The following is a 19,881-nucleotide window of genomic DNA, read 5'->3' as shown; positions in this document are numbered from 1 at the left end:
TGGGCTCCGATAGGTTGGCGGCATGATCCTGCGACACATCACTGTTGACAGTTCGGCGCCGTACGAGCTGGCCCGGTTCTGGAGTGAGGTCACCGGGTGGCCGCTGTCGGACGAGGACCTGCCGGACGACGACGAGGTGCTGCTGGCGGCGCCCGAGCCGGTGCCCAGTCTGCTGTTCATCCGGGTGCCGGAGGCCAAGTCGGTCAAGAACCGGCTGCACATCGACTGGATGCCGGACGAGCGCACCCGCGACGAGGAGGTCGAGCGGCTGATCTCGATCGGGGCCAAGCTCTACGAGGACCACCGGGCCGCGGACGGGCTCGGCTGGGTGACCCTGCAGGACCCGGAGGGCAACGAGTTCTGCGTCGAGCGCAGCGTCAAAGAACGCGATCAGTAGGCAGGTTGCGGATCGAGGCGTCCAGCACCTGGGCGGTGTGGGCCAGCGCGATCGTGCCGCCCTGCCGGCGGACGGCCGAGGCGACCTGCATGAGGCAGCCCGGGTTGGCCGTGACCAGCAGGTCGGCCCCGGTGGCGAGCACGTTGGCGGCCTTGCGGTCGCCGAGTTCGGCCGCCGGGACGGGGTTGAGGATGTTCCAGATGCCGGCCGAGCCGCAGCAGAGCTCCGGGTCGGCGATCTCCCGCAGCGTGAGGCCGGGGATGCCCTTCAGCAGCGTGCGCGGCTGATGGCGTACGCCCTGGGCGTGACCCAGATGGCACGCGTCGTGGTAGGCGACCGTGATCGGCAGCGGGTGGCGCTCGGCGACCGGGCCGAGCTCGTGCAGCAGCTCGGTCAGGTCGCGGACCTTCGCGGTGAAGGAGGCGGCGCGGGACGCGTACGCCGGGTCGCCGGCCAGCAGGACGTCGTACTCCTTGAGCGACGACCCGCAGCCGGCCGCGTTGACCACGAAGTAGTCCATGCCGGTGCGCTCGAACGTGTCGATCAGCTTGCGGGCGAAGCGCTGCGCCTCCGCCTTGCGGCCGTTGTGGACGCTCAGCGCGCCGCAACACCCCTGCGACGGCGGGATCAGCACGTCGCAGCCCTCCGCGGCCAGGACGCGGACGGTCGCGGAGTTGACCTCCGGGAAGAATGCGCCCTGAACACAACCGGTCAGCATCCCCACGACGGCCCGTCGCTGCCCCCGGGCCCGGACGCGCCGCGGCGGGGGCGGGATCCTTCGCACGCGCGGCGCCAGCGACTCGAGGGTGGCCAGGGTGGGGGAGAGGCGGCCCAGCAGCGGGCCGACAATCCGGTCAAGACCGCTCGACCTGTACGCCTTCAGTGGCGCCCGCAGCAGCCGGAGCCGACGCCGGTACGGAAAGACCGCGAAGATCGCCGACCGTAACGCGCGATCTCGCGGCGACCGGGTGTGCCGTCGTTCCACCTGGGCCCGGGTGTCCTCGATGAGCCGGTCGTACTGGACCCCGGACGGGCACGCGGTCACGCACGACATGCACCCGAGACACCGGTCGAAGTGCTCGACCATCGAGTCGCTGAGCGGTTCCCCGTTCAGCCCCTCGTTCATCAGATAGATCCGCCCGCGCGGCGAATCGGCCTCGGCCCCCCAGAGCACGTAGGTCGGGCAGCTCGGCAGACAGAACCCACAGTGAACGCAATCGGACACCAGCTCGGCCCGCGGCGGATGATCCCCGTCGAAAGCGGAGTCGTGCGCGACCGGCCCGAGCACATCCCGGGGCGGCTCCTCGGTGCCCCACGTGGCGTCGACCATTCAGATGCCTCCTACGAAGCGGCCGGGGGCGAAGCGGCGGTCCGGGTCGAACTGGTTCTTGATGCGGCGCATCAGGGCCAGGCCGGGGACCGGGCCCCACATGTCGAGGATGTCGCGGACGGGCGGGGGTGCGGTCAGCACGACCGCGTGGCCGTCGTTGCCGACGCACAGGGCGCGTAGGCGTTCGACCTCGGTGATGTCGCGCGGGGCGGCGTAGAGGACACCGGCGCCGGCCGAGCCGCGGACCGGGAAGCCCGATGACGCCAGCGCGGGGACACGCGATTTGGGGACCGACAGCTTCATGCCGATGCCGTCGGCGGGCCACGGGGGCACGCCCCACCAGGCGGGCGCCGTCTCGGTGATCTCGCCGCCGATCAGCTTCCCGACTTCGGCGGCCCGCTCCCGTACGCCCGTGGGGGTGCCCTCGAGCAGGACGGCCAGCTCCCCGGAAGCCGAGTCGATCTCCAGGGCGGACGGCACCACCTGGGCGCCCAGGACGGCGGCGGCCGATTGCGCCGGCGCGGTCGTACGGACGTACAGCTGGGAAGCCGCCCGCGGATGCAGCCGGAAGGCGCACTCGGTGATCAGCCCGAGCGTGCCGTAGGCGCCGGTGAAGAGCTTGCCCAGGTCGTAGCCCGCGACGTTCTTGACCACCTTGCCGCCGGAGCGGGCGATCTTGCCGTCGGGGCGGACGATCGTGATCCCGATCAGCAGGTCGCGGACCGTTCCGTAGTGCAGACGGCGCGGCCCGCTGGTGTTCGTCGCGATCGTCCCGCCGACGGTCGAGCCGTCCGGTCCGTCGAGCACGAGTTGCTGGTCGCCGAGCGACAGATCGGCCAGAGGGGTGCCGGCCCGGATCACCGTGATCAAGTCGCCCGCCGCATGCTCGACGACGCCGTTCAGCCGCCGGGTGTCGATGATCAGGTCGAGCCGGTCTGGGGGAGGCCCCCAGCGGATCTTCGTCCCGGCGCCGCGGATCACGACGGCCAGGTCGCGCGCGTCCTCGATCAGCGCTGCCGCCTCCGCGGTCGACGAGGGCGCGGCCACCAGCCGCGCCGGCACACCCCCGACATGATCGTCATCGGTGGCCGGCCGCGCGAGCTCGTCGAGGGCGCTCATCGGCTTCCACCTGCGCGCGTGGGGAAGGGGGCGCTCATCGGCTTCCACCTGCGCGCGTGGGGAAGGGGGCGCTCATCGGCTTCCACCCGCGCGCGGGGAAGGGGGCGCTCATCTCAGAACACCTCCACGCCGGGGAAAGGGTCCTCGTCGGCGGCGCGGTGGCGGCCCGGCCTCTCGCCGCAGAGGCGGGGGGTGGGGAAGATCTTGCCGGGGTTGGCCAGGCCGGACGGGTCGAAGGCGCAGCGCAGCAGCTGCATGGTGTCCAGGTCGTCGTCGGCGAACATCTTCGGCATGTACTTGGCCTTGTCGGCGCCGACCCCGTGCTCGCCGGTGATCGACCCGCCGTACTCGATGCAGAGGTCGATGATCGCGCCGGACGTCTCCTCGGCGCGGGTGGCCTCGCCCGGCACGCTGTCGTCGAAGAGCACCAGCGGATGGAGGTTGCCGTCGCCGGCGTGGAACACGTTGGCCACCCGGACGCCGTTGGCCGCGGCCAGGTCGTCGATCTTGCGGAGGACCGAGGGGAGCGCGGTCCGCGGGATCACCCCGTCCTGCACGATGTAGTCGGGGCTGATCCGGCCGACCGCCGCGAACGCCGACTTGCGGCCCTTCCAGAACAGGGCCCGCTCCGCGTCGTCGGCCGCTATCCGCAACTCGAACGCCCCGGCCTCCTCGCACAGCGCCGTGACCTGCTCGAACTGGGCCTCGACCTCGGCCGCCGGCCCGTCCAGCTCGACGATCAGCACCGCCCCTGCGCCCTCGGGATAGCCGCAGGCCACCGCCGCCTCGGCCGCCTCGATGGCCAGCGCGTCCATCATCTCGACGGCGGCCGGCACCACCCCGGCCGCGATGATGGCGCTGGTCGCCGCGCCCGCCTGGTCGACGCCGGGGAAGGCCGCGAGCAGCGTGCGCACCGACTCCGGGAGCCGGGTCAGGCGCACGGTCACCTCGGTCGCCACGCCCAGGGTGCCCTCCGATCCGACGAACGCGCCCAGCAGGTCGTACCCCGGCGGGTCCTCGGCCCGGCCGCCGACGCGGACGAGCTCACCGTCGGGCGCGACGAACTGCAGGCCCGTCACATGGTTGGTGGTGAAGCCGTACTTGAGGCAGTGTGCTCCGCCCGAGTTCTCCGCGACGTTTCCACCGATGGAGCAGATCTGCTGACTGGACGGGTCGGGCGCGTAGTAGTACCCGTGCGGCGACGCGGCCCGGGTCACGTGCAGGTTGATCACGCCCGGCTCGACCACCGCCCGTTCGTCCTCGGGCACGATGTCGAGGATCCGGCGCATCTGCGCGGTCACGATCAGCACGCCGTCCGCGTGCGGGAGCGCGCCGCCCGACAACCCCGTGCCCGAGCCGCGGGCCACGAACGGCGCCCGGGCCCGCGCGCAGGCCTTGACCACGGCCGCGGTCTGGGCGGCGGTGTGCGGCAGGGCCACGATGGCCGGGATGACACGGTAATGGGCGAGCCCGTCGCATTCGTACGTCCGGAGCTCCTGCCGATCGGTGATGACCTGCTCCGGGCCGAGCTCCGCCCGTAGCCGCCGGGCCAGCGCATCGAGGTCGGTCACCCCGACAACCTAACCCGGAGCGCCCGGATCCGTCACGGTATGTGTTCTGCGAAGATGGCCCGATGCTCGCTCGCTTCGCCGCCCCCGCGCTCTGCGTCGTGCTCCTGGCCGCCGGTTGCTCGTCCGGCGACGACGACCCGGCGCCCGAGCCGACCGGCCTGATCGCCGCCACCACGATGCGCGGGGCGCTGCTGCAGGCGACCGACATCGGGCCGACGTGGGCCGCGCCGGCCGACGCGGCCGACGGCAAGCAGCTCGTGAGCATCTGCGGCGGCACGACGACCCCGCCCCCGGTGCCGCCGGGCAGCGAGGTCGTGGCCGCCTCCTTCGTGGACGAGGGAGAGAAGGGCGCGCAGACGCTCGACCAGACCGCGCTCGTCTACGGCGACGCCAGCGCGGCCAAGGCCGGGCAGGCGGCCCTGCGCGCGGTCGCGGACGGCTGCAAGGCCGACATCTCGGTGCCGGCCACCGTCACCAACGACAAGTCCGAGCCCGCGTACACCGAGACCGTCGAGATCAAGACCCTGGACGAGAGCGGCTGGTCCGGCTTCGCGGTCATCCGGCACAAGAAGTACGAGCCGAAGCACCCCGGCACGGCCGACACCGCGGTCGCCGTGCTGACCAAAAGCAATGTGGTGCTCGTCGATGCCTACGCCATCTATCAGCTCAACAACGCGAGCACGTCGCCCAACTTCGCCGGTGACTGGCAGAAGCTGGTCGGATCGGTTGTGCAGCGCGTCGGCTGAACCTGTGAATCCGTTGGGCGGGATGGACAGCCAGCCCGCTCTCGTCTAATGTTCCGAGTGCGCCGTTGTGAGTTCTTCCCCCGTGGAATTCACAGCGGCGCCCTTATTTTCCTAGCTTGTCGTGACCGGCAGCTTCGTGTATCCGCGGAGCGTCAAGCTGTTGCGCCGCTCGGCGCCCTCGGCCCGTGCCAGATTTGGCAGTCGGCGCATCAACGCCGGAAAAGCGACCTGCGCCTCCAGCCGGGCCAGCGGCGCGCCGAGACAGTAGTGGATGCCCCCGCCGAACGACAGCGGCGCGTTGTCCTTACGCCGCAGGTCCAGCCGGTCCGGCTCCGCGAAGCGCTCCGGGTCGCGGTTGCCGCCCCCGAGGTACGCGACGAGACGGTCACCCGGCTCGATCGGCACCCCGGCGATCGTCGTCGCCTCCCACGCGACCCGGCCCAGCAGCTGCACCGGCGAGTCGAAGCGCAGCAGCTCCTCGGCCGCCGCCACCGGATCCTCGGCCAGCGCGGGTATCTGGCCGGGGTTGTCGAGCAGCGCGACCAGCCCGTTGGCCAGCAGGTTGGTGGTCGTCTCGAACCCGGCCGCGAACAGCAGCGCGGCCATCGTCAGCAACTCGTCCTCGGTGAGACGGTCGCCCTCCTCCTCGGCGCTGACCAGCGCGCTGAGCAGATCGTCCTGCGGGCGGCGCCGCCGCTCGGCCACCAGCCCGGTCAGGTAGTCGCGCATGACCTTGGCCGCCGGGTCGGCTCTCTCGAGCACCTCGGGGGTGATGATGTCGAGCACCTGCGACCAGTCACGCACCAGGAGCTGGAACTGCGCCCGGTCTTCCTTGGGCACGCCGAGCAGCTCACCGATCACGTTGGCCGGCAGGGGAAAGGCGAACGCGGACACGAAATCCGTCTCGCCGCCGTCGGTCATCTCATCGAGCAGCTCGTCGACCATGCGCTCGACCGCCGGCCGCAGCTCCTGCACCCGGCGCGCGGTGAAACGTGAGCTGACGAGGCGGCGCAGGCGTGTGTGGTCGGGCGGGTTCTGCGCGATCATGCTCGTGAAGAACTGCTGCAGCGCCGGATGCTCGGCCCAGTCCGGGAAGCCGACGAAGGCCAGCATGTGGGCCGGCATGTGGCCGAGTTTGGAATCGCGGGCCACCGCCGCGCAGTCGGCATGCCGGGTCACGACCAGCGCGTTGTCGCCGGCCCGCACCATCGGTGAGATCTCACGCAGCCGGGCATACCGGGGATAAGGGTCCTCCCGGCCGACCATGGTGGTCAGCTCGGTGAGCAGCGTGAAGACTTCCGGACTCTCGACGACGGTCGTCACGGCGGGCTCCTTCCGATGATCGGAATCGATGCAGCTCGAAGCCTATCCGGGGGGTGCGACAAAAGGGGGTTGAGCCGTTTGCGGCGCTGACTTACGCTCGGCGGCGGAGCTCATCAACCACAGTTTATGGCGTCCTGCATCGGGGGATGTGCAGTGGCCGGTTCCGCCGGTCCCTGCTCATGGACGCCCTTCGCTGTATGGTGAGCACCTTGACGTGGCGCGGGGGAGGAGGGCGTGGTGGGCGCCTTCTCCATCGCGGAGAAACTCGATCGCCTGTTCCGCTCGGTCCGGCCGGCGGGGCAGGGTGAGCCGAGCTACATGGCGGTGGCCGAGACCATCCGGGCCGAGCAGGGTGTGCCGATCTCGCACACGTACATCTGGCAGCTGCGCACCGGCCGCCGGGGCAACCCGACGATCCAGCATCTGACCGCCCTGGCCACCTATTTCGGCGTGCCGGCGGCGTACTTCCTGGACGACGAGCAGGCCGAGCGGATCGACGGTCAACTCGAGTTGTTGCGCACCATCCGCGACGCCGGGGTCACGGAGATCGCGCTGCGTGCGGCCGACGTGTCGCCGCGCGGGCGCGACACGATCAGCGAGCTGATCCGGAAGGTGTGGGAGTCGGAGCGGCGGCCCGGCGGTACGCCCGGCTGACCCGGCCCAGCCACGCGACCTCGTCGGCCAGCGTCGGGCCGACCGGCGACCACTCGCCCGAAACGTCCGGCAACGGGTCCTGTGCTTCTCGGCGCCCCAACGCGCGTACCACCTGAATTGCCTCGTCGTAAGCCGGATCGCCGGTGCTCGCGGCGGGCGGCTCGAGGTAGGGCCGCAGCGCCAGCAGGCCGTCGCGGATCTCGATGACCCGGCGGTAAAGACGCAGGTGGACGTCGTCGACGCCGGCCAGCTCGACGATCGCCCGCCGCGGCGTGAACAGGATGACCTCGGGGAACGCGTCCCGCATGGCCTTCCACAACGGCCTGAGGATCAAGAGCTGGCGGTACGCGGCGACGGCGCTCCGGGCCCGCGGTGAGGCCGCGATCATGCCGCCGGTGGCGGTGAGCAGCACGGCGACGGTCTGGACCTGTTCGGCGGCGGGCTCCACCGCCCGGAGAGCGTCGACGGCCAGGGCCGAGATGCGGAAGGCGGCGAAGACGGCGATCAGCGCACTGCCCACCGCCATCAAGCGCAGGGCGAAGCGTGGCAGGCCGGAGCTCGCCTCCCGGCTCGTGGACCAGAACACGGCGGTCGCGCCGATCAGCGCGTAGGCCAGATAGGACTCCAGAATCACCCAGTACGCGACGTGGTGCGTCGGCACCCGGGGCCCCGGCGGGACGTCGCCGGCGGCGATCAGCGCCAGGGTCACCAGAACGGCGGCGACCAGGGCGGCCTGGTGCCGGCCGTTGCCGCGGCCGGTGGCCAGGGCGACGAAGCGCAGCAGGTAGAAGGCGGCCAGCACGCCGAACAGGTGCGGGACGGCCGGCGCTTCCGTCGCGGCCAGGACCGGCGGGAACCCGAACGTCTTGGCCAGCGCGACCGAGACCAGGGCCGCCCACAATGCCCGTTGGCGCCGGTCCCGGAAAACGGTGGGAAAGCGGACGACGGCCATGCCCCACAGCAGGGCCAGCAGGACCGTCGAGAGGATCACTCCAGGCCCAGGGCCTTGGCGATCCGGCCCAGCGTCGTGCGCGGCGGCGGCGCGGGACGGCCGCGGATCAGCGACGCCATCATCTCGGCCTCGCGTTCCTGCGCGTCGGAGTAGGTGGCGCGGCCCAGCACCCGGCTCACGGTCGCCGGGTCGAGGTCGGGGAACAGACGGGCCAGCGAGCCGTCGGCCGTTCCGCCGCCGCCGGCCCCCTCACCGCTGGCTCCTGTATGTCCGCTGAGGATGTGGGCGAGCTCGTGCAGCACGATGTGCTCGGCGTGCAGGGGAGAGGTGCCGGGGTCGTGGAAGACGTGGTCGGCCTCGGCCGTGCCGATCCACAGGCCGCAGGGCGCGTCCACGCTGAGCCCGGGCACCGCCCGGCGGATCAGCGGGCGGCCGCGGTGCTGGGCCACCTCGGCGCAGAAAGCGTCCAAATCGAACGGATCGGGCACCCTGATCCCGCGCAGCCGCGACTCGCATCGCCGCCGCAGGTTTTCCACCGTCGCCACGCTACCCGCAGTGACCGCTGCGCGGAACTGCGCGGAGAAAGCGCTTACCGAACAGCAGGTGATGGTGGGCTGTGGAAAACCCCACGGGACTGTTAACTATTCGGCGGATCTTTGCTTAGCCTTACGAATCCCGGGGCAGAAATCAGTTCAGCCACGGAATCGAAACCGGAGGTGACCGGGCGATGGAGAAGTTCGTCTACGATTTCGCCGAGGGGAACAAGGATCTCAAGGATCTGCTCGGCGGCAAGGGCGCCAATCTCGCGGAGATGACGAACCTCGGCCTGCCCGTCCCGGCCGGTTTCACCATCACCACCGCGGCCTGCCAGCGTTACCTGGCCGACGGATCCCACGTCGAGGGATTGTCCTCTCAGGTCGATGAGCATCTGGCCGCGCTGGAGCAGAAGATGGGGCGCTCGCTCGGCGATCCGGCCGATCCGCTGCTCGTCTCGGTGCGCTCCGGGGCCAAGTTCTCGATGCCCGGCATGATGGAAACGGTGCTGAACGTCGGGCTCAACGACGAATCGGTGGCCGGGCTGTCGCGCCAGGCCGGTGACAACGACCGCTTCGCGTGGGACTCCTACCGGCGCCTCATCCAGATGTTCGGCAAGACCGTGTGCGACGTCCCGGGCTCGGAATTCGAGGACGCTCTGCACCAGGCGAAGGTCAGCAAGGGCGTCAAGGACGACGTGCAGCTGGACGCCGACGATCTCAAGGCGCTTGTCACCGCGTACAAGCAGGTCTTCAGCAAGCACACCGGCCACGAATTCCCGCAGGACCCGCGCGAACAGCTTGATCTGGCGATTGCGGCGGTGTTCCGGTCGTGGAACGCGGACCGCGCGGTCCTCTACCGCCGGCAGGAGCGGATTCCGGCCGACCTGGGCACGGCCGTCAATGTCGTGGCCATGGTCTTCGGCAATCTCGGCGCCGATTCCGGCACGGGCGTCGCCTTCACCCGCGACCCGGCGACCGGCGAGAGCGGCATTTACGGCGACTACCTGCAGAATGCGCAGGGCGAGGACGTGGTGGCCGGCATTCGCAACACGGTGCCGCTGCAGGACCTCGAGAAGATCGACAAGAAGTCGTACGACGAGCTGCTGGACATCATGGCCCGCCTCGAGGGGCACTACCACGATCTGTGCGACATCGAATTCACCATCGAGCGAGGCAAACTGTGGATGCTGCAGACCCGCGTCGGCAAGCGCACGGCGGCGGCCGCGTTCACCATCGCGGCCCAGCTCGTCGACGAGGGCATGATCTCGCTCGACGAGGCGCTCACCCGGGTCTCCGGCGCGCAGCTGGCGCAGTTGATGTTCCCGCGCTTCGACCTGTCGTCGTCGCCGACGGCGATCACCCGGGGCGTGGGCGCCTCGCCGGGAGCGGCATCGGGGGCGGTGGTCTTCACGGCGGCTGACGCCGTTTCCGCCGCCTCTTCCGGCAAATCGGTCATTCTTGTCCGCCGGGAGACCAACCCCGACGACCTGCCGGGCATGATCGCGGCGCAGGGCATCCTGACGTCCCGCGGCGGCAAGACGTCGCACGCGGCGGTGGTCGCGCGGGGCATGGGCAAGACGTGCGTGTGCGGCGCGGACGAGATCGAGGTCGGGCGCGACCAGTTCACGGTGAACGGCCGGATCGTGCGCGAGGGCGACACGGTGTCGATCGACGGCACGACCGGGCGCGTGTACCTCGGTGAGGTGCCGGTGCGGCCGTCGGAGGTCGTGCAGTACTTCGAGGGTGATCTCGATCCGGCCCTGGCCAACGAGCCGCTCGTCGCGGCGGTGCATCTGCTGATGACGCATGCCGACTCGCGCGCCCGTCTGGCCGTACGGACCAATGCGGACACCGGGACCGACGCCGCGCGGGCCCGCCGCTTCGGGGCGCGGGGGATCGGGTTGTGCCGGACCGAGCACATGTTCCTCGGTGATCGCCGTCCGCTCGTGGAAAAGCTGATCCTTGCGCGCACCGAGGCGGAGCGGACCTCTGCCCTGGGGGCTCTCCAGCCCTTGCAGCGCGCCGACTTTTTGGACATTCTCCGTGAAATGAATGGGCTGCCGGTGACGGTGCGGCTGATCGACCCGCCGCTGCACGAGTTCCTGCCGTCCCTGGAGGACCTCGCGGTACAGGTGGCCGTGGCCAAGGAGCGCGGCGAGGAAGCCGAGCACGACGAGCGGATGCTCGCGGCGGTGCGGCGAATGCACGAGTCCAACCCGATGCTGGGCCTGCGCGGCGTCCGCCTCGGCCTGGTGATCCCCGGGCTGTTCGCGATGCAGGTGCGGGCGATCGCCGAGGCCGCAGTCGAGCTGGCGGCCGAGGGCGGCCACCCCCGCCCGGAGATCATGGTCCCGCTGGTCGGGGCGGTCCAGGAGCTGGAGACGGTCCGCACCGAAGCCGAGAAGATCATCAAGGAGGTCGTGGGCTCGTCCGGGGTCGAAGTCGTGATCGGCACAATGATCGAGGTGCCGCGGGCGGCGCTGACGGCCGGCCAGATCGCGGAGGCGGCGGAGTTCTTCTCCTTCGGCACGAACGACCTGACCCAGATGGGGTGGGGCTTCTCCCGCGACGACGTGGAGGGCGCATTCTTCTGGCGGTACCTCGAGCTGGGCATCTTCGGCATCTCGCCGTTCGAGTCGATCGACCGGGACGGTGTGGGCCGCCTGGTCCGCATCGCGGCCGACGAGGGCCGGGCCACCCGCCCCGACCTGAAGCTGGGCGTCTGCGGCGAACACGGCGGCGACCCGGAGTCGGTGCACTTCTTCCACGAGGTGGGCCTGGATTACGTGTCGTGCTCCCCGTTCCGCGTCCCGATCGCCCGCCTGGAGGCCGGCCGCGCCGCCGTGGAGTCGGCCGGGTCGGACCACCGCTGACTCTTTGGTTTCACGTCCGGGTGGACCTCGCCTCCGGGACCGTTTTTGTCGGAGGCGGGGTCTACCGTCAGCCGGGACAGGTCACTCAGCCTTCTTAGGAGTCTGCGATGGCATCCCGGCTCAACCCGTACCTGAGTTTCGACGGCACGGCCCGCGAGGCGCTCGACTTCTACAAGTCCGTCTTCGGCGGCACCCTGACGGTCAACACTTACGGCGAGTTCGGCGCCCCCGACCCCGCCACCGCCGACCGCATCATGCACGGCATGCTGGAGACCCCGCAGGGCTACACCATCATGGGCGCCGACGCCCCACCCGGCACCACGACCGTCCCCGGCAACACCATCGTCTGCAGCCTCTCCGGCGACGCCACCGACGGCCTCTCCGACATCTGGGACAAACTCTCCGACGCCGCCGAGATCGAGGTCCCCCTCGAAAAACAGATGTGGGGCGACACCTTCGGCCAGCTAAAGGACAAATACGGCATCCACTGGCTGGTCAACGTAGCCGGCCAGTAGCCCCACCCCCGCCGTGGCCCCACTCCCGGCGCGGCCCCACTCCCGGCGCGGCTCCACCGCGCCGGCTCGCCACCGGCGCGGCCCCGCCTTCGTCTGGGCTGCACCGCCTGGGCCCGCCTTCGTCTGGGCTGCACCGCCTGGGCCCGCCACCGCCCAGGCAGGCCACCGGCGCGGCCCCGCCGCGGGGCGGGCCGGCGCGGGGTCACCTGCAGAGGCTGGTCCGGGCGATGGCCACGATCTTCTGTGCCTTGCTGACGTCGGTCGAGTAGAGGTTGCTCGCGTCCTTGACCACCTCGGCACTGTTCATGCCGTTGGTCACGTCGAGACAGAGGTTGTAGCCGCTGTCGACCGCCGTCCGCTCATCCGCGGCCAGATCGGCATCGAGCGCCCGCAGTCCCTTCAGGAACCCGGCTTCATCGCCCTTGGGCGTAGCGTCCGCAGTCGCCTGCTGCTGCCCCGCCCCAGTGCTGGCCGCCGCGCCCCCAGGCTTGTCATCCCCGTCCGAACACCCAGCCAGCAACGCCAAAAGCACCCCGGCCACCATCACATGGCGTGCCCCCACCACGCGCCCCCCATCCGCTCAAACGATCTTCCCGAGGCACCGTACGGAACAACACCCCCACACACCACCCACCCGAAGGTTGCTTTCCGTCACGCCTTCGGCCGCCCGCACCGGCCTGCCCCGCGCCGTGCCGGCCTGCCCTGCGCCGTGCCGCCCCGCACCGGCCTGCCCGCGCCGCACCGGCCTGCCCGCGCCGCGCCGGCTCTGCGCCGCGCCGGCTCTGCGCCGCGCCGGCCCGCCCCGCACCCGCCCGCCCCGCGCCGTGCGGCCCGCGCCGCGCCGGCCTGCTGGGCGTGGGCGCGCCCGGGCCGGGCCGTTACGCCGGCCCGGGCGCCGCGTCGGGGTGCGCCTGGCGGACCCTGCCTGCGGCGATCCCTTCGGCGGGCGGACGTCCGCGCCGCGCTGTCAGTTGTAGTCGGGCGGCGGGGAGTCGAAGTCGTAGTCGAAGTCGTCCGGGGGCTCCTCGCTGAAGTCGAAGGGATAGGCCTCGTCGTCCGAACGGGCCGGGGTGGCCGGTGAGGTTGATCGGGCCGGCGCGGCGTCGGCGGAGCGGGCGGTGGGAGTGCGGGCCGGGCGGGACTCCGCGGGCCGCGAGGGCGCGGTGGTGGCGGGGGTGTCGCCGAAGCGGGAGGCGATCCGCTCGGCCGGCGTGGGAGCGGGCGGGGCCGAGGTGGCGGCGCCCTGGAGGGTGTCGAGGACCTGCTGGCCGAATTTCGCCAGTTTGCTCTGGCCGACGCCGCTGACCGTGCCCAGCTCGGCCAACGTGGTCGGGTTGAGCGCGGCGATCGCGCGCAGCGTGGCGTCGTGGAAGATGACGTAGGCCGGAACGCCCTGTTCCTTGGCCGTGGCGCCGCGCCACGTGCGCAGGAGCTCGAAGACCGGCGCGGCCTCGGCGGGCATGTCGGCCGCGGCCGCCGCGGCGGCCCGCTGCTTCGGGGCGCGGGTCTTGACCGGGGCCACCTCGCGGCGCATCGGCACCTTGACCTCGCCGCGGAGCACGGTGGCGCTGCTCTCCGTGAGGGCCAGCGTGCCGTACTCGCCCTCGACGGCCAGATAGCCGGCCGCCAGCAGCTTGCGGACCACCCCGCGCCACTCCGTGTCGCGCAGCTCGGTGCCGATGCCGAAGACCGACAACTGATCGTGGCGGAACTGCTTGACCTTGTCGGTCTGCTTGCCGGTGAGGATGTCGATGGACTGCCCGGCGCCGAATTTCTGTCCGCGCTCCCGCTGCAGCCGCAAGACCGTGGAGAGCAGCTTCTGCGCGGGCACAGTTGCGTCCCACGACTCCGGCGGCGCGAGACAAGTGTCGCAATTGCCGCAGTTGTCGCTCGCGGGATCCTGACCGAAGTACGCCAGCAGCTCGGAGCGCCGGCACGAGACTGTCTCGCACAGGGCCAGCATCGCGTCGAGATGCTTCGAGGCGTTGCGGCGGAAGTTGATGTCTCCGTCCGAGCTCTCGATCATCTTGCGCTGCTGGACCACGTCCTGCAGGCCGTACGCCAGCCAGGCCGTGGACGGCAGGCCGTCGCGCCCCGCCCGGCCGGTCTCCTGGTAGTAGCCCTCGACTGACTTCGGCAGATCCAGGTGCGCTACGAAACGTACATCTGGCTTGTCGATGCCCATGCCGAAGGCAATCGTCGCCACCATGACCAGGCCGTCCTCGCGCAGGAAGCGCGACTGGTTGGCCGCACGGACGCGGTTGTCGAGACCGGCGTGATAGGGCAGGGCGGCGATGCCGTTCTGGTTGAGGAACTCGGCGACCTTCTCGACCGACGCGCGCGAGAGGCAGTAGACGATGCCCGAGTCGCCGGGATGCTCGGTGCGCAGCAGGTCGAGCAGCTGGCGGCGCGGCTCGTTCTTTCCGACGATCCGGTATTGGATGTTGGGGCGGTCGAAGCTCGCCGTGAAGTGGCGGGCGTCGTCGAGGCGCAGGCGGGTCGCGATCTCCTGGCGGGTGGCGCTGGTCGCGGTGGCCGTCAGCGCGATGCGCGGCACGTCGGGCCAGCGCTCGTGCAGCATCGACAGGCCCAGGTAGTCGGGGCGGAAGTCGTGGCCCCACTGGGAGACGCAGTGCGCCTCGTCGATCGCGAACAGCGAGATCTTGCCGCGGTCGAGCAGGCGCTGGGTCGCCGCGACGCTCAGGCCCTCGGGCGCCACGTAGAGGAGGTCGAGCTCGCCGTTGACGAACTCGGCCTCGACCAGACGGCGCTCGTCGTAATCCTGCGCGGAGTTGAGGAACCCGGCTCGCACGCCGAGGGTGCGCAGCGCGTCGACCTGGTCCTGCATGAGGGCGATGAGCGGCGAGATCACCACGCCGGTGCCCGGGCGGACGAGCGCGGGGATCTGGTAGCACAGCGACTTGCCGCCGCCGGTGGGCATGAGCACCAGGGCGTCGCCCCCGTCGACGACGTGCTCGATGATCTCGCGCTGCTGCCCCCGGAAGTCGGGGTAGCCGAAGACACGGTTGAGGACGTCGTAGGCGGGAGTCGGTGGCGAAGTCACGAAGCGATATTAGAGAGGCCGACCGACAAGTTGCCCATGCCCTGTGGATAAATTCGGGCTCACGATCGGCCCTGTGGATAACTCGCGGGCAGCAACGCGACGAGTGCCAGAATCGTCTGCGCCGGCGACCCCGGCGACGCGACAAGACTCAGCGGCGCTCCCTGAGCCGTGTGCTGAGCTGCGACGTGGTGCAGCGCGGAGACCCCGGCGCTGGACAAATGCGTCACCGTTGACAACTCCACAGTGAGCGGCACAGTTCCACCCCGGCTGCGGCGCAGCAGCTCACGCCGGGCGAGCCCCGCCGTCGAGGCATCCAGCGGCCCTTCCACCCGTACGTGCGCCTCGTCGTCACCCTCCCGCTCCACGATGCGGAACTCCGCGTCGGCCGGCGCCGCGGCCGGCGCCGAAGGATCACGCATGTCCAGCAACCGGGCCGGCCGGGTCAGCGGCTGCCTGATCCGCGCCACCGTTCCGCCGGTGCCGTGCGTCACCGTCAGGCTCTCGACCAGCTGGGAGGTCAGAGCCAGCCCCCGCCCGCGGTTCTCCTGCCGTTCGGGCTCCCGCCACCGCCCCCGGTCGGTCACGACCGCCTCGATCGCGCCCGAGGCCGTCAGTGAGGCCGTCAGCGTCACCATCGATCCCGGAGCAGCGGCCGCGTGCTCCACCGCATTGGTCAACAATTCCCCGAGAGCGTGCTGCAGCACGAAGACGTCCTGGTCGACCGCCCCCGCCTTGTTCAGCCAGGACCCCAGCTCATGGCGCGCACCCCGCAACACCGCCGGCTCCGCCGGAAGATCAAGGGCCAGGTCCGGTACGGGGGTCACGCGCTGGACGGCCAGCAGCGTGATGTCGTCGCCGTGGCCCGTCGCCCGCACCAGCAACTCGACCGTCTGCGTGCAGACCCGTTCGGCCGGGTTGGCCTCCGGGTCGTGCAGCGCCCGCCCGGCGGCGCTGTCCGCCGCGAATTGAGCGAGCTCGACGGCGCTCGACGTGTGATCGCGGCCCGGTCGCTCGAGGATGCCGTCGCTGTAGAGAAGCAGGATATCCCCGGGCTCGAGCCGGGCCGGCCGGGCCGCGTAGGAGCCGCCCGTGCCCAAGGGGGCGCCCCCGGTGAGGGGCAGATAGCGCGTGCCGCCGGTGCCGTCGACGATGAGCGGTGCCGGGTGCCCGGCCGTGCAGTATTCGAGGTCACCCGAGGCGGGGTCCAGAACGGCCAGGACGACCGTGGCCGCGTGGGCCGCGGGCACGCGGGCGGCGAAACGATCGACGGCGTCGAGCGCCTCGCCCACCGAAGCGCCGAAGTGCAGACGGTCCTGCAGGACCGCGCGGAGCTGGCCCATCACCCCGGAGGCGGTCACACCGTGGCCGACCACGTCGCCGACGATCAGGGCGACGCGGCCGTCGGGCTGCACGAGCGCGTCGAACCAGTCGCCGCCGGCCGCCGAGTCGGCCTCGGCCAGCAGGTAACTCGCCGCGATCTGGGCCCCGGGCAGCACGGGGAGCCCGGCCGGCAACAACTCGCGCTGCAGAGCGGTGATGACCTCGCGGGTCTGCTCGTAGCGGCGGCGCAGACGCTCGCTGTCGTCGGCCGCGGCCTGCCGCTGGCGCACCGTCTCGGTGACGTCGAAGCCGATCCCGATCACACCGCGGCGTTCGCCGTCCACCGACCACGGCGTGATCGTGAAGTTGGCGTACATCTCGTGGACCGACCCGTCCGGCATGTCCAGGTGGACCCGCCACTCCTGGGCGTTGACCGGCTCCCCGGTGCGGTGGACCTCGTAGTAGGCGTCGACGATCTGCTGGCCGACCAGATCGCTGATCACCTCACGGATCGGCCGGTCGCGGTAGTCGCGGCCGGGCAGGACGGCCCGCGTGGCCCCGCTCAGCAGGAGCACCCGAAGATCGGGGCCTTCGCACACGGCCAGGATGAAAGGCACCTGGTCGATCGCGGTGAGGATGAGCTCGGGGTCGTCCGGCATCCGCCTATCCTGCCGGACGGCCCCGGGCCTCAGTTACTCGGCAAGGGGTAGCTCAATCGTGTGAGCCGTGTGCGATGCCTTGGTCGCGAGGTATCGCACGTTCGTCGGGGAGATGTGCACCCCGGTCGGAATCCGCTGAGTGACCTCGATACCGCTTTTCTCCAGTTGGAGGGCTTTGTCGGGGTTGTTGCTCAACAGGCGGATCCGGTCGGCGCCCAGCGCCAGAAGCATCTGCGCGGCCACCGTGTAGTCGCGCTCGTCCTCACCGCGGCCCAGGGCGACGTTCGCCTCGTACGTGTCCAGGCCGGCGTCCTGCAGCGCATAGGCGTCCAACTTGGCGTACAGGCCGATGCCGCGGCCCTCCTGGCGCAGGTAGAGCAGGAGGCCGCCCTGCTCGGCGATCCGCTCCACCGCCTCGCGCAGCTGCGGCCCGCAGTCACAGCGCTGGCTGCCGAAGACGTCACCGGTCAGGCACTCGCTGTGCGGGCGCACGAGCGGCGCGCGGCCGCCGGCGGCGGACTTCTTCAGGGCCCGTTGCCAGTCACCCAGGCCGAGGGCCAGGTGCTCCTTGCCGTCGACGAGGCCGTCGAAGGTCATCACCCGGGCCGGCGTCGCGTAGCCGTCCCCGAATCGCAGCGGGACGGTGACTTGCTGCCGCACCGTGGCTTTCAACATCGGTCCTCCTCGTTGGTTCCCCGTTGATCGCTATACCCGCCGCCGGAGTCACCGCACCGCAACAGATCGCGAACGTGCCAGTAATCGTGGCGCGGATTATCTTGGACGCAACTGTTCGGCCAGGGTGACGATGGTCGCTCGACGGGAGGCGTCATCGGTGGTTGAGCGTCCTTACACGTTGCTGAGCTGCGGCATGTCCATCGACGGCTACTTGGACGACGCGGCGCAGGAGCGGCTCCTGCTGTCCAACGAGGCCGATTTCGACCGGGTCGACGACGTTCGTGCCGGTTGCGACGCCATCCTGGTCGGCGCCGCGACGATCCGGCAGGACGACCCGCGGCTGCTGGTGCGCTCCGCCGAGCGGCGGGCGGCCCGGGTCGCGCGGGGTGAGGCGCCCAACCCGATCAAGGTCACGGTGACCGGTAGCTGCGCGATCGACCCCGGCGCCCAGTTCTTCACCGTGGGCGACGTGGACAAGATCGTCTACTGTGCTTCGCCCTCGGTCGATTCGGCCCGGGCCAAGCTCGGCGACGTCGCCACCGTGGTCGACGGCGGCGAGCCGGTCGACCTGCACCTGGTCACCGCCGACCTGGCCGCCCGGGGCGTGCGCCGGCTGATGGTCGAGGGCGGCGGCCGGATGCACACGCAGTTCCTCACCGCCGGGCTGGCCGACGAGTTGCAGCTCGTGGTCGCGCCGTTCTTCGTGGGGGACTCCCGGGCGCCGCGGTTCGTCACCGACGGCGACTTCCCGTGGGGTCCCGGGCGTCGCGCCACGCTGGCGGAGGTCCGCCAGATCGGTGATGTAGTACTGCTGCGCTACGCCCTCACCGACCGCTTCCACCCAGCCTGACCAGGTCACCGGGAAACGCTGGGGGACGGGCTCGGGCGGCCGGGGGCGCGGGGTCTGCCAGGAGCCGCAGTTCGGCCCGCGGCCCGGGCGGGGCCACGGGCCGCGGCGTAAAGGCCAAGCCAACGATGCCCGCCTCAGACGCCGGTGCGCGCCAGCTCGCGCCCGAGCACCATCTCGGGCGCGAGAGCCGCCGGGGGGACGGGCAGAGCAGGCGCCGAGGAGACCGGCACGGGCCGAGGCGCCGGGGAGACCGGCACCGGCAGGGCGAGGGCCGGCGAGACGGGCACGGCCCGCCGCAGCGCGAGCGAGGAGCGCAGGCCGGCGGTGGCCCGCACCAGCAGCACGGCCGCGCCGGGCAGGGCGGCCACGAAGGCGAAGACGCCGTAGACGACGGCCGTGGTCAGGCCCTGGGTGGCGCTCAGGCCGGCGGCGCCGAACGCCCAGGCCGTCACGGCCTCGCGGGGGCCCCAGCCGCCGACGTTCAGCGGCAGCGACATCGCCAGCAGGGCGAGCAGCATCAGGGGGGCCAGCCGCATCAGGGAGGCGGTGGAGCCGGCCGCGCGGGCGGCCACGACGAAGGTGGCCAGGTGGCCGACGAGCACGATGGTCGAGGCCAGCGTCACGCCGGGCCAGTTGCGGCGGGCGAGCAGACCGGTGCGGATCTCGGCGGCGCCGGTGCGGACGGCGGAGGCGACCCGCGAACCGCCCTGGCGCAGCTTTCGGACGGCGAGCAGGAGGATCACGGCGGCGGCGGCCAGGGCCGCGACGACGACGGCGACCGTCGCGCCGTGCCGGGAGAGGGCCGTCAGCACCGGCGACGGCACCGTGAGCAGCACCGTCACGCCCACGCCGATCAGGACGAGCTGACCGGCGGTGCGCTCCAGGACGACCGCCCGGACGCTCTTGGCGACGTCACCCTCGTCGCGGCCGTGGGTGACCGCCCGGTCGACGTCGCCGAGCACGCCGCCGGGCAGGGCGGCGTTGAGGAACAGCGCCTTGTAGTAGTCGGCGATCGCGCCGCCCAGCGAGAGCCGCAGCCCGAGGCCGCGGGCCACCAGACACCAGCGCCAGGCGCTGAAGACCGTCGTCACCACGCCGATGCCGAACGCCAGCGCGAGCAGCGGGCCGTCGATCACCCGCAGGCCGTCGAGGAAGGCGCCGGTGCCGAGCCGCCACAGGAGGAAGCCGAGGATCCCGGCTCCGCCCAGGATCCGCAGCCACACCCAGATCGATCGCGTCACTTCGCCGTCCCCTTCGATAGCCCGTCTTTCCCCTAGTACGCCGGGGCGGGCACAAA

Annotated in this window: 17 protein-coding genes; 6 read left to right on the top strand and 11 right to left on the bottom strand. The window is 71.4% G+C overall.

Going from position 1 to position 19,881, the window contains the following annotated elements:
- The first annotated feature begins 22 nt into the window (after positions 1-22).
- Positions 23-397, top strand: coding sequence for a VOC family protein (locus tag AB0J66_RS05945; RefSeq protein ID WP_364656087.1), 375 nt, complete (start codon positions 23-25; stop codon positions 395-397).
- On the opposite strand, the gene AB0J66_RS05940 is transcribed toward AB0J66_RS05945, so the two are convergent.
- The 3 genes from AB0J66_RS05940 to AB0J66_RS05930 all read right to left on the bottom strand — a co-directional run bounded on the left by AB0J66_RS05940 (position 378) and on the right by AB0J66_RS05930 (position 4,417).
- The gene (locus tag AB0J66_RS05940) at positions 378-1,727 is read right to left on the bottom strand and encodes a heterodisulfide reductase-related iron-sulfur binding cluster (protein ID WP_364656086.1); all 1,350 of its coding nucleotides are present in this window, start codon (positions 1,725-1,727) and stop codon (positions 378-380) included. The genes AB0J66_RS05945 and AB0J66_RS05940 overlap by 20 nt on opposite strands.
- The gene (locus tag AB0J66_RS05935; RefSeq protein WP_364656084.1) at positions 1,728-2,846 is read right to left on the bottom strand and encodes an FAD-binding oxidoreductase; all 1,119 of its coding nucleotides are present in this window, start codon (positions 2,844-2,846) and stop codon (positions 1,728-1,730) included. It abuts the gene before it with no gap.
- A 113-nt stretch (positions 2,847-2,959) separates the two neighbouring features.
- Positions 2,960-4,417: an FAD-linked oxidase C-terminal domain-containing protein gene (locus AB0J66_RS05930; protein ID WP_364656083.1), complete on the bottom strand. Its 1,458-nt coding sequence runs from the start codon at positions 4,415-4,417 to the stop codon at positions 2,960-2,962.
- A gap of 62 nt (positions 4,418-4,479) precedes the next feature.
- Here AB0J66_RS05930 and AB0J66_RS05925 point away from each other — a divergent pair, with 62 nt between their 5' ends.
- The gene (locus AB0J66_RS05925) at positions 4,480-5,163 is read left to right on the top strand and encodes a hypothetical protein (protein WP_364656082.1); all 684 of its coding nucleotides are present in this window, start codon (positions 4,480-4,482) and stop codon (positions 5,161-5,163) included.
- 111 nt (positions 5,164-5,274) lie between these two features.
- On the opposite strand, the gene AB0J66_RS05920 is transcribed toward AB0J66_RS05925, so the two are convergent.
- The gene (locus AB0J66_RS05920; RefSeq protein WP_364657336.1) at positions 5,275-6,429 is read right to left on the bottom strand and encodes a cytochrome P450; all 1,155 of its coding nucleotides are present in this window, start codon (positions 6,427-6,429) and stop codon (positions 5,275-5,277) included.
- Between the two features lie 294 nt (positions 6,430-6,723).
- Between AB0J66_RS05920 and AB0J66_RS05915 the strand changes: the two genes are divergently transcribed.
- Positions 6,724-7,140 carry a helix-turn-helix domain-containing protein gene (locus tag AB0J66_RS05915; protein WP_364656080.1) on the top strand — a complete coding sequence of 139 codons (417 nt, stop codon included), beginning with the start codon at positions 6,724-6,726 and terminating at the stop codon, positions 7,138-7,140.
- Here the strand turns inward: AB0J66_RS05915 and AB0J66_RS05910 are convergent.
- On the bottom strand, positions 7,079-8,131 hold the full coding sequence (locus tag AB0J66_RS05910) for an MAB_1171c family putative transporter (protein ID WP_364656078.1): 1,053 nt from the start codon (positions 8,129-8,131) through the stop codon (positions 7,079-7,081). The genes AB0J66_RS05915 and AB0J66_RS05910 overlap by 62 nt on opposite strands.
- Positions 8,128-8,628 carry a hypothetical protein gene (locus tag AB0J66_RS05905; protein ID WP_364656077.1) on the bottom strand — a complete coding sequence of 167 codons (501 nt, stop codon included), beginning with the start codon at positions 8,626-8,628 and terminating at the stop codon, positions 8,128-8,130. Before AB0J66_RS05905 ends, AB0J66_RS05910 begins: the two co-directional genes overlap by 4 nt.
- 191 nt (positions 8,629-8,819) lie before the next feature.
- On the opposite strand from AB0J66_RS05905, the gene ppdK reads away from it, so the two are divergent.
- Both ppdK and AB0J66_RS05895 read left to right on the top strand, forming a co-directional pair.
- Positions 8,820-11,501 carry a pyruvate, phosphate dikinase gene (gene ppdK / locus AB0J66_RS05900; RefSeq protein WP_364656075.1) on the top strand — a complete coding sequence of 894 codons (2,682 nt, stop codon included), beginning with the start codon at positions 8,820-8,822 and terminating at the stop codon, positions 11,499-11,501.
- 107 nt (positions 11,502-11,608) lie between these two features.
- Positions 11,609-12,016 carry a VOC family protein gene (locus AB0J66_RS05895; protein ID WP_364656073.1) on the top strand — a complete coding sequence of 136 codons (408 nt, stop codon included), beginning with the start codon at positions 11,609-11,611 and terminating at the stop codon, positions 12,014-12,016.
- Between the two features lie 202 nt (positions 12,017-12,218).
- On the opposite strand, the gene AB0J66_RS05890 is transcribed toward AB0J66_RS05895, so the two are convergent.
- From AB0J66_RS05890 to ribA, 4 genes are all read right to left on the bottom strand, one after another.
- A complete protein-coding gene (locus AB0J66_RS05890) occupies positions 12,219-12,581 on the bottom strand; it encodes a DUF732 domain-containing protein (RefSeq protein WP_364656071.1) in 363 nt (120 codons plus the stop codon).
- A 402-nt stretch (positions 12,582-12,983) separates the two neighbouring features.
- Positions 12,984-15,080: a DNA helicase RecQ gene (recQ, locus tag AB0J66_RS05885; RefSeq protein ID WP_364656069.1), complete on the bottom strand. Its 2,097-nt coding sequence runs from the start codon at positions 15,078-15,080 to the stop codon at positions 12,984-12,986.
- Positions 15,081-15,139: 59 nt separating this feature from the next.
- Positions 15,140-17,059 carry a SpoIIE family protein phosphatase gene (locus tag AB0J66_RS05880; protein WP_364656067.1) on the bottom strand — a complete coding sequence of 640 codons (1,920 nt, stop codon included), beginning with the start codon at positions 17,057-17,059 and terminating at the stop codon, positions 15,140-15,142.
- A 33-nt stretch (positions 17,060-17,092) separates the two neighbouring features.
- Positions 17,093-17,734: a GTP cyclohydrolase II gene (ribA, locus tag AB0J66_RS05875; RefSeq protein WP_364656065.1), complete on the bottom strand. Its 642-nt coding sequence runs from the start codon at positions 17,732-17,734 to the stop codon at positions 17,093-17,095.
- A 157-nt stretch (positions 17,735-17,891) separates the two neighbouring features.
- Between ribA and AB0J66_RS05870 the strand changes: the two genes are divergently transcribed.
- Positions 17,892-18,584 (top strand): dihydrofolate reductase family protein, encoded by a 693-nt coding sequence (locus AB0J66_RS05870; protein ID WP_364656064.1) that lies wholly within the window; start codon positions 17,892-17,894, stop codon positions 18,582-18,584.
- Positions 18,585-18,718: 134 nt separating this feature from the next.
- Here the strand turns inward: AB0J66_RS05870 and AB0J66_RS05865 are convergent, their stop codons facing one another.
- Entirely contained in the window at positions 18,719-19,825 is a 1,107-nt protein-coding gene (locus tag AB0J66_RS05865; RefSeq protein ID WP_364656062.1) for a lysylphosphatidylglycerol synthase transmembrane domain-containing protein, read from the bottom strand.
- Positions 19,826-19,881: the final 56 nt, after the last annotated feature.

The organism is Actinoplanes sp. NPDC049598, from assembly GCF_040675435.1.
Lineage (GTDB): Bacteria > Actinomycetota > Actinomycetes > Mycobacteriales > Micromonosporaceae > Actinoplanes.
The sequence above is the reverse complement of the archived record's forward strand: the minus strand, read 5'-3'. Positions and strand labels throughout refer to the sequence as shown.

Coding starts and splice junctions, on each gene's coding strand:
- AB0J66_RS05945 (WP_364656087.1), top strand. CDS start 23: ATGATCCTGCGACACATCACTGTTGACAGTTCGGCGCCGTACGAGCTG.
- AB0J66_RS05940 (WP_364656086.1), bottom strand. CDS start 1,727: ATGGTCGACGCCACGTGGGGCACCGAGGAGCCGCCCCGGGATGTGCTC.
- AB0J66_RS05935 (WP_364656084.1), bottom strand. CDS start 2,846: ATGAGCGCCCTCGACGAGCTCGCGCGGCCGGCCACCGATGACGATCAT.
- AB0J66_RS05925 (WP_364656082.1), top strand. CDS start 4,480: ATGCTCGCTCGCTTCGCCGCCCCCGCGCTCTGCGTCGTGCTCCTGGCC.
- AB0J66_RS05920 (WP_364657336.1), bottom strand. CDS start 6,429: ATGGTCGGCCGGGAGGACCCTTATCCCCGGTATGCCCGGCTGCGTGAG.
- ppdK (WP_364656075.1), top strand. CDS start 8,820: ATGGAGAAGTTCGTCTACGATTTCGCCGAGGGGAACAAGGATCTCAAG.
- AB0J66_RS05895 (WP_364656073.1), top strand. CDS start 11,609: ATGGCATCCCGGCTCAACCCGTACCTGAGTTTCGACGGCACGGCCCGC.
- AB0J66_RS05880 (WP_364656067.1), bottom strand. CDS start 17,059: ATGCCGGACGACCCCGAGCTCATCCTCACCGCGATCGACCAGGTGCCT.
- ribA (WP_364656065.1), bottom strand. CDS start 17,734: ATGTTGAAAGCCACGGTGCGGCAGCAAGTCACCGTCCCGCTGCGATTC.